This is a genomic window from Microvirga sp. BSC39, assembly GCF_000739015.1.
Lineage (GTDB): Bacteria > Pseudomonadota > Alphaproteobacteria > Rhizobiales > Beijerinckiaceae > Microvirga.
The window spans coordinates 137,266-152,896 of record NZ_JPUG01000068.1 but is presented as its reverse complement, the minus strand read 5'-3'; the positions used below and the strand labels follow the sequence as shown (position 1 = coordinate 152,896).

Sequence of the window (15,631 nt, the reverse complement as noted above, 5' to 3'; positions counted from 1 at the left end):
ATCAGTGTGCCGGCGAATACCCGCATCTATGGCGAGCACGACGAGAAGACGATCAGGCAGCTCGACCGCTGCATGGAGGCCGGGAGCGCCTTCAAGGGCGTGCTCTGCGCCGATGGGCATCTCGGCTATGCCCATCCCATCGGCGGGGTGGTGGCCTATGAGGAGCATATCTCCATCAGCGGCGTCGGCTTCGACATCGCCTGCGGCAACATGGCGGTCCGGCTGGATACCCGCTACGAGGACATCGCGGCTCAAGCCGGCCGGATCCTCTCGGATATCGTGCGCTCCATCAGCTTCGGGATCGGACAGAAGAACGCCGTGAAGGTCGACCATGAGTTGTTCGACTCAACCTTATGGGAGGAGGCTGGAGCCCGGGACCTCAAGACCATGGCCCGGCAGCAGCTGGGCACGGTCGGCTCGGGGAACCACTACGTGGACCTGTTCGAGGACGAGGAGGGCTTCGTCTGGATCGGGGTGCATTTCGGCTCCCGCGGCCTCGGCCACAGGATCACCACCAAGCATCTGGCTCTCGTGGGTGCCAAGGACGGCATGGAGGTCGAGCCGGCTCTCGTCCATCAGGACAGCGAGGTCGGGCAAAGCTATCTCGCCGGGGTGAAGCTCGGCGGCCTCTACGCCTATGCCGGCCGCGAGTGGGTGGTGGAGCGTGTGCGTCAGATCATCGGCGGACGGATCACCGATTCCGTCCACAACCACCACAACTTCGTCTGGCGCGAGAGCCATGACGGCAAGGATTACTGGGTGGTCCGCAAGGGCGCGACACCGGCCTTTCCGGGCCAGCGCGGCTTCGTCGGCGGCTCCATGGGGGACAACGCCGTGATCCTGCACGGGGTCGACAGCCCGGAGAGCGCCGACAGCCTCTACTCGACCGTCCATGGCGCCGGCCGCCTCTTCGGCCGTATGGAGGCCAAGGGCAAGAAGAATAAGGCAGGCCAATGGACGCGCCCTCCGCGCTTCACCCGCGACGAGATGGATGCGTGGCTGCGGGAGAAAGGCATTCTGCTGCGCGGCGGGGACGTGGACGAGAGCCCCATGGTCTACCGGCGCCTCGAGGAGGTGCTGGCTTTCCACGAGGGCACGATCGAGATCGAGCACACCCTCCGGCCGTTTGCCGTCGCCATGGCAGGCCCCGGCGAGCTCGATCCCTATAAGGATTGATCCTAAAGCATCGGACCCAAAAGTGGATTTGCACTTTTGGGGTCAATTCCGATGCTTAAGTTTTATGCTGGCGCATCGTGTGGACCGGAAAACCGGGTCCACTTTTCGCTAGCGCGGCCCGCTGGGTCCGCACGATGCTTTAGCCAGGGCCGCAGCCTTATCGGAACCAGCCGAAATAGAGCGCCCAGAGGCTCGGCGACCGGATCCCGCGCACCCGGCGAGCCGCCTCATCGGCATGCATCGATTCACCGCCGTGGCATGAGCACAGGACGATATGGGCGTCGTGCTCGGAGATCTGGAAGAAATCGACCGCATCCCCGAAGGTGTCGCTGCGCAGTCCGGCCTGCCGGAGAACTGGATCCGAATAGGCCACGGCGAGGGCGGACCCGTCGGCCCGCATGGCGAGGCGCTGGGCCTTAGGCTTCCACTCGATCTCGTCGAGGGTTTTGAGCTCCAGGTCCGGCTCCCGCTCCAAGAGCTCGATCCAGCGATCCAGACGTTCCCGTTTCGACAGAACAGGAACCTTGACGGTTTCAGGGATCTTCAGGTCGGCGACGCTACTGAGTTCGGACAGAGGCCTGTGTTCCATGCTCCCCTCCTTGGCGGAAGAGCGGTTTCGAGCCACCCAGCTACAAGCTCAACCTTGGAGCACATGGAAAAGTTCGAGGAACAGGCCGTGGATCGCGGCTGATATTTCGGGGAATGGCAGCGTCCGCTATGGCCTCCCGAGGTCGCAGGCCGATCAGGGGCAGGATGGCGGGAGCATAGAAATACCCGATGCCTGGGAGGCATCGGGCATATGTTCGTCAGGCCGTTGCCGAGTGGTCGTGATCGGCCCTGGGGGTGCCCATCAGTTCCGCAAGGCGATTGCGGGCGCGGTTCACGCGGCTCTTGATGGTGCCGACCTTCACGCCCAGCGCCTCTGCGGCATCTTCGTAGGACATGCCTTCGGCGCCGATGAGGATGATAGCCTCCCGCTGCTCCTGCGGCAGCTTCTCGAGCGCTGACGAGAGATCCTGGAGGGCGAGCTTGTCCTCCTGATCGGGGATCGCGATCATGCTTGCGGCATGGGTCCCGTCTCCGTCCTCGACCTCACGGCTGGTCTTGCGATGGGTCGAGTAGAAGCCGTTGCGCAGGATCGTGAAGAGCCAAGCCTGAAGGTTGGTGCCGGTCTCGAAGGTATCCTGCTTGGTCAGCGCCTTGAGCACCGTGTCCTGCACCAGATCCTCCGCCTGATCGACCTTTCCGGTCAATGACAGGGCGAAGGCGCGCAGGTTCGGCAGCGCGTCCATCACGCCGTTGACGAAATCCTGATCGACAGGCTCCGTGTGCGCACGGATGACCTGGGCGACGCGGTCAACGAGCCGCGCGAGGTCGCGCGGCAGCTTGTCTTCAGCGGGGTCGCCATACAGCGCCCGCAATTGCTTTCCGAGATGCAGCCGGACGTTTGCGCTCAGCGCAGCCGCCGGGGACGGCGCATCAGAATGGATCGGGTGAGACTGATTGTTCGATTTCTCGGGCATGCGACAATATTTGGGGCATGCCTCAGGCATTTAAATATCCTGGCGACAATTCGACCATGAGATTTTTTCATGGCCGAGCCTCTGGATTTCGCCGCGCTCGCGCCCAATGGAGGCGACTGAGCTATAGGCAGGGCATGACGGCCAAGCCATAATCCGGCAGCCATAAGGGAGAACGCGGCATGCCTCACTATCTTGGGATCGATGTCGGCACATCGGCAGTGAAGGCGATTCTCGTCGATGAGCGGCAGACGACGATTGCAGAGGCTGATGCGTCCCTGCAGGTCTCCCGTCCGCAAAACCTCTGGTCGGAACAGGACCCGGAAGCCTGGTGGCAGGCCGTGCAGGCGAGCCTCGATCAACTTCATGCAAAGGATGCAGCGGCTCTTGCGGACGTGCGCGCCGTCGGCCTGTCGGGGCAGATGCACGGGGCGGTGCTGCTCGATGCGGCCAACCGGCCGTTGCGCCCGGCCATCCTCTGGAACGACGGGCGCTCGTTCAAGGAAGCGCAGGAGCTTGCGACCGAGCATCCGAATCTCGCACGTGACATGGGCGTCCTTCCAATGCCTGGGTTTACGGCGCCGAAGCTCGTCTGGCTTGCAAGGCACGAGCCTGAGACATTCCGTACTGTCCGCAAGGTGATCCTGCCGAAGGACTACATCCGGTTGAAACTGACCGGCGCCATCGTCACGGAAATGTCGGACGCGGCAGGCACCTGGTGGCTGGATGAGGCCAAGCGGGATTGGTCCAACGAGGCGCTTGCGGCCACGGGCCTGACCCGCGATCACATGGCAGGTCTCGTGGAGGGCTCGCAGGCCTCCGGTACCGTCCGCCCTACGATTGCTCGGCAATGGAATATGCGGAGCGATGTCGTGGTGGCCGGCGGCGCGGGCGATGCGGCCGCCGGAGCCGTCGGCTTGGGCGCGATCCGGGATGGAGCGGCCTTTATCTCCCTGGGGACCTCAGGCCAGCTTCTCGTCACCACGGAGAACTACAGCCCGGCCCCCGAGGCCCTGGTGCATTCCTTCTGCCATGCGCTGCCCGGCCGCTGGTTCCAGATGGCCGCCATGCTGAACGGCGCAAGCTGCCTTGCCTGGGCGGCCACTCTTCTCAAGCGGGATATCGGCGACCTGTTGCGCGAAACGGAAGCCGCCTATCGCAGGCCGTCCGGCGTTCTCTTCCTGCCCTATCTCGCCGGCGAGCGGACGCCGCACAACGATCCTCATGCGCGCGGCGTGTTCTTCGGCCTTTCTCCCGACACGCAACAGACGGACGTGGCGCAGGCCGTCCTCGAAGGTGTCGCCTACAGTTTCGCCGATGCGAAGCAGGCACTCGAGCAGGCCGGCACGCCCCTGACACAGGCCGGCATCATCGGGGGAGGCTCGAAGAGCCAGTTCTGGACCAAGATCTTCGCCAGCGTGCTGAACATTCCCATCGTACGCTATCAGGGCAGCGACAAGGGGCCGGCGTTCGGCGCAGCGCGCCTGGCGCGTTTGGCCGTGACAGGGGAAGCACCGGAAGAGGTTTGCACCGCACCAGCCATTCTCGAGACCATCGGTCCGGACCCACGCCTTGTCGAACTCTACCAGCCGCGCATCCAGGCCTTCCGGAGCCTCTATCGTGCTCTGAAACCAGAATTCGCACGCTCCTGAAACGAAGCATGTAAGATTATTGCGACATTGATGAGAGCAACTGTTCGTTCAGACAGAACTCTACCTGAACGTCGATAATCAACTGCGCAGGAAAAGTTGTGGACTCCTTCCCGAGGGAGAAAGCAAGGGATTGAAAACCGATTGCCATGAAGCATTTACGGCAGTCATAACACCTGCTCATCCGGCCGCTCGACCAACATGACAGATTGGCTGAATGCGAGCAGATCAGTGCCGCTTCGATGAAGCACCTTTAGGGGAGCGCCCATGACAGGATCCACCCCGATCCTTGAGATGAAGGACATCTCCAAGACCTTTCCTGGGGTCAAAGCGCTCACGAATGTCACGCTCACCGTCTATCCCGGCGAGATTCATGCGCTGATGGGGGAGAACGGCGCCGGCAAGTCCACACTGATGAAGATTCTGTCCGGTGCCTACCAGGCGGATCCAGGTGGAGAGATCCGCATCAACGGCCAGCAAGTCACCATCGATGGACCTCTCGCGGCGCGACAACACGGTATTTCCATCATCTACCAGGAGCTTTCGCTCGCCCCTAACCTGACGGTGGCGGAGAACATGCTGCTCGGGCGCGAGCACAAATCCGGCCCGATGGTCGACCGCCGCTCCATGGAGAAGGCTTGTCAGGAAGTTCTAGAACGCCTCGGCGTGCGTTTCAGGGCAACGACGAAGGTCAGCGAACTCTCGATGGCCGAGCGGCAACTCGTGGAGATCGCCCGCGCCCTGATTGCGAATTCGCGCATTCTGGTCATGGATGAGCCCACGACCTCCCTCTCTTCCCGTGAAACAGAGGCGATGTTCGCGCTGGTGCGTCAGCTGAAATCGGAAGGTCTCGCCATCATCTATATCAGCCATCGCATGGCCGAGATCTATGAGCTCGCGGATCGGGTATCGGTGCTCCGCGACGGCTCCTATGTCGGCACTCTCGTGAGCAATGAAATCTCGGCCGAGCGTCTCGTCCAGATGATGGTGGGTCGGGATCTCTCATCATTCTATAAGAAGGAACATGACGCCCATCAGAGCCGCGGACAGGTCATGTTCGCGGTCCAAAACATGGGTGACGGCGTTCGTGTGCACGACTGCTCCTTCGATTTGCACGAGGGAGAGGTGCTCGGTATCGCAGGCCTTGTCGGCGCGGGTCGGACCGAACTAGCGCGCCTTATTTATGGTGCCGACCCGCGAACAAGCGGCGAGGTCTTTCTTCGGGGAAAGCATCTTTTGATCCACGCTCCCGAGGACGCGATCAATTCCGGCGTCGTCTATCTGACGGAGGACCGCAAGCACCTCGGGCTCTTCCTCGATCTCACCGTGCGCGAGAACGTGAATGTGAGCGTGCTGGGCCGGGATGCACGCGTGGGAGGCGTGCTTAACCTGAGGTCCGCCAAGGAACGAGCGGCAGCCGCCATCAAGGCACTCGCGATCCGGGTAGCTGGGGACGGCGTGCTTGTGGGCAGTCTCTCGGGCGGTAACCAGCAAAAGGTCCTTCTGTCGCGGCTTCTCGAGACGAAGCCGAAGGTCCTGATCCTCGACGAGCCGACCCGCGGCGTCGACATCGGGGCGAAATCCGAGATCTATCGCCTCATCGATGAGTTGGCGAAGCGGAGTGTCGGCATCATCGTGATCTCCAGCGAGCTGCCGGAGGTCGTGGGAATCTGCGACCGCGTGCTGGTGATGCGCGAAGGCCGAATCGAGGGCGAGGTCGGCGGTGCAGGCCACCCACCGGTGACACAGGAAAACATCATCAGCATTGCGACAGGCGTAAGGGAAGCGGCCGAATGACATCCCCGAATGACACCAGCGCATCTATCCAAGCGACCGGACCCGCAGGCGTCGATGCGACATCTGAGAGCAAGCAGCGCCGCCTCGCGTGGCGCTCGACCCTGCAGGCCATCGGCATGCTGCCAGTGCTCATCATCCTCGGCGTCGTGTTCGAGCTGATGTCCGGCCGGTTTATGAGTTTCCAGAACCTGTCGATCGTGATGCAGCAGGCCTCGATCAACACGGTGCTCGCCGCAGGCATGACTTTCGTCATCCTCACGGGCGGCATCGACCTTTCGGTTGGCTCGATCCTGGCGGCGGCCGCCATGGTGGCCATCCTGGGATCGCTTATTCCTGAATGGGGAATGCTCGGCATTCCGGCAGCTCTGCTGGCGGGTCTCGGCTTCGGGCTTCTGAACGGCGCGCTGATCGCCTTTGCGAAGCTGCCGCCCTTCATCGTGACCCTCGGATCACTCACCGCCGTGCGCGGCGTTGCGCGTCTGCTCGGCGGCGATACAACGCAGTTCAATCCGCAGCTTCCCTTCGCCTTCATCGGCAACGGTACCCTGTTCGGTCTGCCGTGGCTGGTGTGGATCGCCTTCGCAGTGGTGATCGTCTCGTGGTTCATCCTCAGGCGAACCGTCCTGGGCGTTCACATTTATGCGGTCGGCGGCAACCCGGACGCGGCGCGCCTCACAGGGATCAAGGTCTGGGCGGTCCTGCTCTTCGTCTATGCCTTCTCCGGCCTCGCCGCCGGCCTCGGCGGCGTCATGTCGGCGGCTCGCCTGTTCGCGGCGAACGGCCTGCAGCTCGGCCAGTCCTACGAACTCGACGCCATTGCGGCCGTCATTCTAGGCGGCACCAGCTTCGTTGGCGGAATCGGGTCCATCTGGGGCACGCTGATCGGCGCGCTTATCATCGCCATCCTGTCGAACGGCCTCATCCTCGTGGGCGTCTCCGACATCTGGCAGTTCATCATCAAGGGGCTCGTGATCATCGGGGCAGTGGCGCTCGACCGCTACCGCCTCAAGGGATCGGCGCGCACCTGAAGCGAGGTACCAGCGCTCTGAAACGGCGCTCGTATAAGCGACTTCCCGGAAGAGTGCACAAGCTCCGGGTATCGCATAGCATATTCACCTGGAGGAACCAATGGCACTTTCCCGTCTCTCTCTCAGCCTTGCCGTTCTCGCCGGCCTCGCGGCTCCGGCCTATGCCAAGGACGTGAAGAACGTCGGCATCTCGGTCGGCCTGCTCGGCAACCCGTTCTTCGTCGCGACCATCAAGGGCATCGAGGCCAAGGCGAAGGAGATCACGCCGGCCGCGAAGATCACCTCCGTGTCTGCGGATTACGATCTAAACAAGCAGTTCACGCAGATGGACAACTTCTCGGCCGCTGGCACCGACATCGTCATGATCAACGCGGTCGATCCCAAAGCTATCGAGCCTTCCGTGAAGCGCGCCCAGGCGGCCGGCATGGTGGTCGCGGCCTTCGACGTGGCCGCGGCCGGCGCCGACGTGACGGTGATGACCGATAATGTGAAGGCTGGCGAGCTCTCCTGCCAGTACATTGCCGATCACCTGAAGGGTAAGGGTGACGTCCTCATCATCAACGGCCCCCAGGTGTCGTCCATCGTGGACCGGGTCACAGGCTGCAAGAACGTGTTCTCTAAGTATCCGGACATCAAGGTGCTTTCGGACAACCAGGATGCCAAGGGCTCCCGTGAGGGCGGGTTCGCCGTCGGCCAGAGCCTGCTAACCCGTTTCCCGAAGATCGACGCCGTCTTCGCGATCAACGATCCGACAGCTATCGGCGTCAGCCTGGCCGCGAAGCAGCTCAACCGCAATGAGTTCATCATCACCGGCGTCGACGGTGCCCCGGATATCGAGACCGAGCTGAAGTCGGGCACCTCCCTGATCAAGGCCTCGGCCTCGCAGGACCCCTACATCATGGCGGCTCAGTCCTATGAGCTCGCCGTCGGCATCGTGAACGGCAAGAAGCCCGAGAAGAACGTGATCCTTCTCGAGCCGAAGCTGATCACCGCCGACAACGTCAAGGATTACAAGGGCTGGCAGGCCGTTCGCTGATCCTTGCCCCCACCTGCGGCGGCCATGGCGCGAGCTGTGGCCGCTGTTTTCCATTCACGGGCCATCAGGAGGCGACCCGATGTTGAAGCAGCTGCGCGAACAGGTTCTGGAGGCCAATCTGGAAGTGGTGCGCCGCGGCCTCGTGCTTTACACCTTCGGCAATGTGAGCGGCATCAGTCGGGAGGACAACCTCGTCGCCATCAAGCCGAGCGGCGTGCCTTACGAGCGCATGAAGGCGGACGATATCGTGATCACAGACCTCGATGGAAAGATCATCTGGGGCGAGTTACGCCCCTCATCCGATCTCGACACGCATCTTCACCTCTATAAGGCCTTTTCGGAGATCGGCGGCGTGGTGCACACGCATTCCGAGCACGCCACCGCCTGGGCGCAGGCCTGCCGCCCGATCCCGCCCCTGGGCACCACCCATGCCGACTATTTCTACGGTCCGGTTCCCGTCACTCGGGAGCTGACGCCAGACGAGATCAAGAACAACTATGTGCGTGCGACGGGCATCGCCATCACGGAAGCTTTCGGCAACCGTCACCCTATGGAGGTCCCTGCCGCCCTGGTCGCCGGTCACGGGCCGTTCGCCTGGGGCAGGACGCCGGATGACGCCGTGCACAATGCCGTCGTGCTGGAGGTCGTGGCCCGCATGGCCATGCACACGTTCTCGCTGCGGCCTGATGCGCTAGGTGTGTCGCAGGCCCTTCTGGACCGGCATTACTTCCGTAAGCATGGCGCAAGCGCGACCTATGGCCAGGCGGAAAACTAGGGCGGCGCCCATTCAATCGCCGATATCGTTGTTCGGGAGAGATCCATGGCCGTTGTAGCAGGTGTCGACTTTGGCACTCTGAGCGTAAGGGTTACCCTCGTCGATGACGGCAAGGGCCCGCTCGGGCTTGCCACGGCGGAGTATCCGCTTCACCGCAAGCGCGAGACTCCAGACTATGCGACCCAGGCCCATGCCGATCATATGGACGCCCTAGCGCGCGCCATGCGCGGGGCTCTAGAATCAGCTGGAGTGACGGCTGAGGACGTGGCAGCGCTCGCCATCGACACCACCGGCTCCAGCGTCGTCATGGTGGGCGAAGGCCTTGAGCCGCTCGACGAATATTACCTCTGGTGCGATCACCGGGCTAAATCGGAGGCCGAGGAGATCACCCGCCTTGCCCACCAGGAAGGCCTTGAGGCCATCCAGTGGTGCGGCGGCGTCTATTCGCATGAGTGGGGTTTCTCGAAGCTCCTGCACTGGCTGCGCCACAACCCGGAGAAGCGCGAGCGTTTGGTCACAGCCCTCGAGCATTGCGACATGATGGCGGCGACGCTCACAGGCGTCACCGACCCACGCCGGTTGAAGCGCAGCATCTGCGCCATGGGGCACAAGTGGATGTGGAATCCGCGCTGGGGCGGTCTGCCCCCGCAGGAGTTTCTCACGAAGGTCGATCTGCTTTTCGAGGGCATCTGCGACAAGCTCGCTGGCGAATACGCAACCTCCGACGTGATTGCAGGCCACCTCACGCCCTATTGGGCGGAGCGACTCGGCTTGAAGCCCGGCATTCCGATCCCAGTCGGAGCGTTTGACGCCCATTGGGATGCTATCGGGGCAGGCTGCCGGGTCGGGGACGTGGTGAACGTGGTCGGCACCTCCACCTGCATCATCGCCATGGCGCAGGACGCCAACCTGATCCAGGGCGTGTGCGGCGTCGTACCAGGCAGCGTTGATCCGAAACTCGTGGGTATTGAGGCCGGCCTCTCTGCCACAGGTGACATTTTCGAAGCGATTGCGCGTCGCGCCAACACCAACGTCAAGGAGCTCTCGAGAGGTCTGGAGCAGTATCGCCCCGGCCAGACGGGGCTCCTGCGGCTGACCTGGGACAACGGCGACCGTACTGTTCTTGTAAAGGCGGATCTCGGCGGCATCACCCTGGGCTGGAACCTGCTGCACACGGCGCAAGACGAACTGTTTGCCGCCATCGAAGGCACCGCCTTCCACACCCGCATCATCCTCGAACGCATGGCCAAGGGCGGGGTGCCGGTAGAACGCGTGATCAATGCCGGCGGCATCCCCCAGCACAATGCGGTGCTGAACCAGGTCTATGCCAACGTGCTCGGCCGACCCGTGCTCGTCCCCAACGGTATTCCGACCGGGCTCGGCTCCAGCATCTTTGCAAGCCTTGCGGCCGGATCGCACCCGGATCTCGACAGCGCTCAGGCCGCCATTTGCCTGCCTTTCCGCACCTTCGAGCCGGATCCGGCCGCGCACGCGGTCTATGAGCAGCTCTTCCAGCACTTCAATTCACTCTATTTCGGCTTCGGCGGCGTCTCTGGGCCAGTGGAGCTCGACCATGTATTGCGCGATCTCAAGCGGATCGCGGCTGTGTCCTCGGAACCCGCTCCGTCGGACGTTGCCGAGCGCGTGCCGGTCTGAACCCTTCAGATGACGTCATGATCTTGTCAGGAGCCCTTCTATGATCTTGGTTTCCGGCGAAGCGCTGATCGATCTGTTCATCGGCACCGCAACGGCCACAGGTTTTCCCGCCGAGGCGGTGGCCGGCGGCTCGCCCTTCAATGTGGCGATCGGGCTCGGGCGTCTCGGCCGTCCGGCAGCATTCCTGTCCACCCTGTCCGAGGATGTGTTCGGCACCTTCCTGGCCGAGAAGCTCGCCGAGTCCGGAGTAAGCTCGTCCTACATCCAGCGCCTTCCGAATGTCACGACGCTCAGCGTCGTGGCCACCAGCCCATCGGGGCAGCCGCAATACTCCTTCTATGCACCGAACAGCGCCGACCGCGCTCTCACGCCTGAGGCGCTGCCCGCCGAACTGCCGGCCGACGTGAACGCCATCGCGGCCGGCTCCTATGCGCTGGGTGTCGAGCCTATCGCCAGCGCCATCGAGACCCTGCTGCGCCGGGAAGCCGGAGCGCGGGTGATCTCGCTCGACCCCAATGTCAGGCCGCGTGTCGTGGGCGATCTCAGCGCTTATCGGGAGCGGTTCAATAACCTGCTCGCCTATGCCGACATCGTGAAGGCGAGCGACGAGGATATCGAACTGCTCTACGAGACGCACGACCTTGCAGCCACCGCACGAACCTGGCTTCGGCGCGGTCCCAAGCTCGTGATCGTCACCCGCGGCGAGAAAGGTCCTCTTGCGGCCTTCGGTGACACAATCCTGGAGCGCCCTGTCCCGAAGATCGCGGTGGTCGACACCGTTGGCGCCGGCGACACGTTCCATGCCGGGCTGCTGGCTTGGCTCGATGCCAACGGCCTGCTGACGCCTCAGGGTGTTGCGGGATTGGGCAAAGCGCAGGTCACCACGGCCCTCGACTTCGCCGCCGCGGCAGCCGCCATCGTCTGCACCCGGCGCGGGGCCAATCCGCCGTCCTGGGACGAGGTCGAGCGGTTCATAGCTGAGCGCAGCTGAATCATAGAGAGGGTGTCATGACGAACCAGCCTGTTCTTCCGCCGCTCGGCACGCCGTGGCGCTCCAACCACTTTCACCGGCATTGGCTGTTCGAGCAGGCCAGCAACCTGTTCGAGTTCTTTCAGCGCGGCGTCGTCAATCCAGCCGGTGGCTTCTTCGATCTCGACGATGCGGGCCGCCCCATCGCGACCGTCAATCCTGTCCGGCAGATCCACAACACTAGCCGCATGGTGCATTGCTTTGCCATCGGCACGCTCCTAGGACGGCCCGGCTGCGATGCTATCGTCGATCACGGCATGGATTACCTTTGGAAAGCCCATCGGGATGCGCAGAACTGCGGCTATGTCTGGTCGCTCGACGATGACGGACCGAAGGACGACACCAAGCAGGCCTATGGCCATGCCTTCGTGCTGCTGGCAGCCTCCAGCGCGAAGGTCGTTGGGCATCCGCTCGCGGACCGGCTGCTGGACGACATCACGCAGATCCTCGACGAGCGTTTCTGGGAGGAGCAGCACGGGGCCGTGGCCGAGGAATTCACGCGCGACTGGCAGCCGTTAAGCCAATATCGCGGCCAGAATTCCAACATGCATCTCACTGAGGCCCTGATGGCCGCCTTCGAGGCTACGGGCAACCGCGCCTACCTCGACCGGGCGGAGCGGATCGCGGGCCTCATCATCGGCCGGCATGCGGCCTCTCTCGGCTACAGAGTCGCCGAGCACTTCCATGCGGACTGGAGCCTCGACAGGGAGTACCGCGGCGACGACATGTTCCGCCCCTACGGCACCACGCCCGGCCACTGGCTGGAATGGGCGAGGCTTCTTCTTCAGCTCTGGTCGCTGGGCGGGCAGCGCCATGCCTGGATGCCGGAGGCGGCCTGTGAGCTGTTCCGGCAGTCCATCGAGCTGGGATGGGATAAAAACCGGGGTGGCTTCTTCTACGCCCTCGACTGGGACGACACGCCGAGGCTGCCGCTGAAGCTCTGGTGGCCCTGCGCGGAGGCCATCGGCGCGGCGGCGTTTCTTGCTGAGCACAGCCCAGGCGACTTCCACGAGCAATGGTACCGCACCCTCTGGGGCTTCGCCGATCGCCACCTGATTGATCATCGACACGGCGGGTGGCGGCCAGAACTCACCGAGGATCTGACGCCGAGCACGTCTGTGTTCACCGGAAAGCCTGATCTCTACCACGCTCTCCAGGCCTGCCTGATCCCCCTCTTCCCAGCCACCGGCAGCCTGACCAAGGTCATCCCGGAGGGGAGCGCTCAGGCCTGGGAGAGATAATGCTCCAGGGCCTCACCCCTGGGCATACCGGCCTGTGCTCCCGGCGTCAGGCAGGACAGGGAGGCTGCAGCACAGGCCCGTTCCATGGCAGGGCCGATCTCCAAACCTTCTGCGAAGCCGTTTGCCAGCACCCCGACAAAGGTGTCGCCCGCACCTGTGGTATCGACCGGGGTGATCGGCCGGGCCGCAGCATGAATCCGTGTGCCGTCTCGCGAAACCGCATAGGCCCCTTGAGCGCCGGCCGTGACGATGCAGGTTGGGCCGAAATCGCCGCCCAGGGCAGTGGCGGCTTTCAGATAATCGTTGCCTGCTGGCACACCCACGATCCCGGCGATGGCGAGCGCCTCGTGTTCGTTGACGACCAGCACGTCCGTCGCCTCCAGCAGTTCGGCCATGCCTGAACGCTCTTTGACGGGCGGGACGGGAGCGAAATTCCAGACCACCCTTGCTCCCGCCCGACGGGCGCTTGCAGCGGCATCGAGACTATCGGCCAGGGACACCTCCATCTGGAGCACCAGCACGGAAGCCTTCGACAGCAGGCTGTCCGGGAGATCCACAGAGCGCAGGACCATGTTGGCGCCGCTCGCCACCGTGATGGCGTTTTCGCCGGTCTCGTCCACCGTGATGAAGGCGCAGCCCGTCGGCTCGTCGGCAACCCGAACGGCCCGAACATCGATTCCGTTGTCTTCCAGGTTCTTCAGACAAGCCATTCCGAAGGGATCGTTTCCGACCGCGCCCACCATGGCGACCTGTCCTAGTCGGCCCTGCCCGATCCGCGCAGCCGCAACCGCCTGATTGGCTCCCTTGCCGCCAAAGAAGCTGTCGGCCCGGCGTGAAAGGACGGTTTCGCCCGGCCGGGCGATGCGCGGCACCCGCGCGACGAGATCCATGTTGATCGAACCAAAGACCACGATCATGCCGCTCTCATCCTTGTGAGGTTCTTTTCTTACCATCGGCGGTTAGAGCCTGGCGAGGGATGGCAGGACGATCCCATTGCGGAGGACCGCGGCCGCCATCCACAGCTAATTCCCCCCTCCGTATCGCAGAGGGATTATGCCCTGGAACCAAGCAGCCCGCCTCAACATTTGACTCGCAGGTAGGCGTAGCAGCGGTAAACTGTCATCAGAATCAAAGATAGTTTGCCACTGGCAGATAAAGATAGGCTTTGATGGGCAGGCAGGCTGATCCTCTCATTCTGGATCGCGGACATACACCGCCCGCAACGACACGCTCTCGTATTCCCACTTCGCTCGCAAGTTTTTCTCCAGACGCCTCTGCGCGGCGCCTGGATGATCGGTGTGCGCAGTTTCAAACCCCGGAGTTGGTCATTGAGCAAGCATCATGAGAAGCAGAGACGCAAGACCCGCCGCTCCCATGAAACAGCGCAGGTCTTCGACCTCACCGGATCCAAGTTTCAGGGAGAGCGCAGCCTTCCGCCCATCAAACCGCTCAATGCCACACAGGATGATTATCTCGACGCTTTGAAGACCAACTCCCAGGTCGTTGTTCTCGGGCCGGCAGGCACCGGCAAAACCTGGATCGCGGCAACATATGCGGCGGACTTGTTCCGCCAGCGGCGCATCCGCAAGATCATTCTCACGCGCCCCAACGTACCGAGCGGCCGCTCCCTAGGCTTCTTCCCTGGAACTCTCGAAGAGAAATTCGGTCCCTGGGCAGCACCTGTCATCGAGGCCATCAAGGAGCGCATCGGCACAGCGGCCTTCGACATTGCGATCAAGAACGGCGACATCGAAATGGTGCCGTTCGAGGTGATGCGCGGCCGCTCATGGCGTGACGCCTTCATCCTTCTCGACGAGGCGCAGAATGCGACTCCGGCCGAGATGAAGACGTTCCTCACCCGGATCGGGGAGGAATGCAAAGTGGTGATCAACGGGGATGTGAGCCAGTGCGACCTGCGCGAGACGTCCGGTCTTCGCACGGTCATTCACCTGATCAAGTCGCAGATGCTGCCGGTGCCGATCGTCGAGTTCACCCTCAACGACATTGTGCGGTCCGGGGTCTGCGAGATGTGGGTGCGCGCATTTGAAGAGGTCCACTGCTGACGCAGTGGACCCGGATCTTTTTCACGGAAAGTAAAGGAGGCAGAGCCTCTTAGGCGAGTTCGATAGCGCCGACTTCGGGGCCCTTGCGGCCCTCGACGATGGCGACGCGAACCGCCTGGCCCTGGTCGAGCTGGCCGAGGCCGGCCCGCTCGACGACGGAGATGTGCAGGAACAGGTCCTTGCTCTCTCCCTCGACCGACACGAAGCCGTAGCCCTTCACGGAGTCGAACCACTTCACGGTGGCCGGGACCTCCGGCGGACCGCTCACAGGGCGTGCGCTGGGGCCGCCGCTCGGGCGGGAGAACCCGCCGGACTGGCCGCCGGGGCCGCCCGCACGCGGCGGACGGGGCGGACGCGCACCGCGCGGGGGCTCCGGCTCGGCCGTGCTGGTGTCGACGCTGACGATTTCCTGGACCTGCGGGCCCTTCTGGCCCGTGCCGACCTTGATGACCAGGGTCGTGCCGGATTCCAGAGCGGAGTGACCCGCAGCTTCGACCTGACGGACGTGCAGGAACGCCTCGCCCGAGCCATCGGTCATCTCGACGAAGCCGAAGCCCTTGTCAGGGTTGAACCATTTCACCCGCGCCTCAGTCTCCGGTCCTGCGGCTGAGGAGCCGTAGGATGTCTGCTGCCGCATGGGCCGTTCAAAAGATGTTGGCG

General features: G+C 63.3%; 14 protein-coding genes. 10 read left to right on the top strand and 4 right to left on the bottom strand.

All coding sequences use genetic code 11. From position 1 onward, the window contains the following. Positions 1-6: 6 nt before the first annotated feature. Entirely contained in the window at positions 7-1,176 is a 1,170-nt protein-coding gene (locus MA07_RS16595) for an RtcB family protein (protein WP_244445271.1), read from the top strand. 157 nt (positions 1,177-1,333) lie between these two features. Here the strand turns inward: MA07_RS16595 and MA07_RS16590 are convergent, their stop codons facing one another. After that, positions 1,334-1,765 carry a hypothetical protein gene (locus tag MA07_RS16590; protein WP_036353255.1) on the bottom strand — a complete coding sequence of 144 codons (432 nt, stop codon included), beginning with the start codon at positions 1,763-1,765 and terminating at the stop codon, positions 1,334-1,336. A 217-nt stretch (positions 1,766-1,982) separates the two neighbouring features. Then, positions 1,983-2,699: a sigma-70 family RNA polymerase sigma factor gene (locus tag MA07_RS16585; protein WP_081929008.1), complete on the bottom strand. Its 717-nt coding sequence runs from the start codon at positions 2,697-2,699 to the stop codon at positions 1,983-1,985. Between the two features lie 179 nt (positions 2,700-2,878). Between MA07_RS16585 and xylB the strand changes: the two genes are divergently transcribed. The 8 genes from xylB (at position 2,879) to MA07_RS16545 (ending at position 12,908) form a co-directional block, all read left to right on the top strand. Further along, a complete protein-coding gene (gene xylB, locus MA07_RS16580) occupies positions 2,879-4,348 on the top strand; it encodes a xylulokinase (RefSeq protein ID WP_036353251.1) in 1,470 nt (489 codons plus the stop codon). 264 nt (positions 4,349-4,612) lie between these two features. After that, on the top strand, positions 4,613-6,142 hold the full coding sequence (locus tag MA07_RS16575) for a sugar ABC transporter ATP-binding protein (protein WP_036353248.1): 1,530 nt from the start codon (positions 4,613-4,615) through the stop codon (positions 6,140-6,142). Further along, entirely contained in the window at positions 6,139-7,170 is a 1,032-nt protein-coding gene (locus MA07_RS16570) for a ribose ABC transporter permease (protein ID WP_036353243.1), read from the top strand. The genes MA07_RS16575 and MA07_RS16570 overlap by 4 nt, the downstream gene beginning before the upstream one ends. A gap of 100 nt (positions 7,171-7,270) precedes the next feature. After that, positions 7,271-8,206 (top strand): ABC transporter substrate-binding protein, encoded by a 936-nt coding sequence (locus MA07_RS16565; RefSeq protein WP_036353240.1) that lies wholly within the window; start codon positions 7,271-7,273, stop codon positions 8,204-8,206. Positions 8,207-8,285: 79 nt separating this feature from the next. Further along, complete coding sequence (locus tag MA07_RS16560) at positions 8,286-8,981, top strand: L-ribulose-5-phosphate 4-epimerase (protein ID WP_036353236.1); 696 nt, start codon at positions 8,286-8,288, stop codon at positions 8,979-8,981. A gap of 45 nt (positions 8,982-9,026) precedes the next feature. Further along, positions 9,027-10,637 (top strand): ribulokinase, encoded by a 1,611-nt coding sequence (locus MA07_RS16555; protein ID WP_036353233.1) that lies wholly within the window; start codon positions 9,027-9,029, stop codon positions 10,635-10,637. Between the two features lie 40 nt (positions 10,638-10,677). After that, positions 10,678-11,628, top strand: a complete 951-nt coding sequence (locus MA07_RS16550; protein WP_036353230.1) for a carbohydrate kinase — start codon at positions 10,678-10,680, stop codon at positions 11,626-11,628. 17 nt (positions 11,629-11,645) lie between these two features. Further along, positions 11,646-12,908 carry an AGE family epimerase/isomerase gene (locus MA07_RS16545; RefSeq protein ID WP_036353227.1) on the top strand — a complete coding sequence of 421 codons (1,263 nt, stop codon included), beginning with the start codon at positions 11,646-11,648 and terminating at the stop codon, positions 12,906-12,908. On the opposite strand, the gene MA07_RS16540 is transcribed toward MA07_RS16545, so the two are convergent. Beyond that, a complete protein-coding gene (locus MA07_RS16540; protein ID WP_036353225.1) occupies positions 12,890-13,825 on the bottom strand; it encodes a ribokinase in 936 nt (311 codons plus the stop codon). The genes MA07_RS16545 and MA07_RS16540 overlap by 19 nt on opposite strands. 522 nt (positions 13,826-14,347) lie before the next feature. Here MA07_RS16540 and MA07_RS16535 point away from each other — a divergent pair. Further along, on the top strand, positions 14,348-14,971 hold the full coding sequence (locus MA07_RS16535) for a PhoH family protein (protein WP_052003257.1): 624 nt from the start codon (positions 14,348-14,350) through the stop codon (positions 14,969-14,971). A 49-nt stretch (positions 14,972-15,020) separates the two neighbouring features. Here the strand turns inward: MA07_RS16535 and MA07_RS31215 are convergent, their stop codons facing one another. Then, positions 15,021-15,608, bottom strand: a complete 588-nt coding sequence (locus MA07_RS31215; RefSeq protein ID WP_081929007.1) for a cold-shock protein — start codon at positions 15,606-15,608, stop codon at positions 15,021-15,023. Between the last annotated feature and the right edge of the window lie 23 nt (positions 15,609-15,631).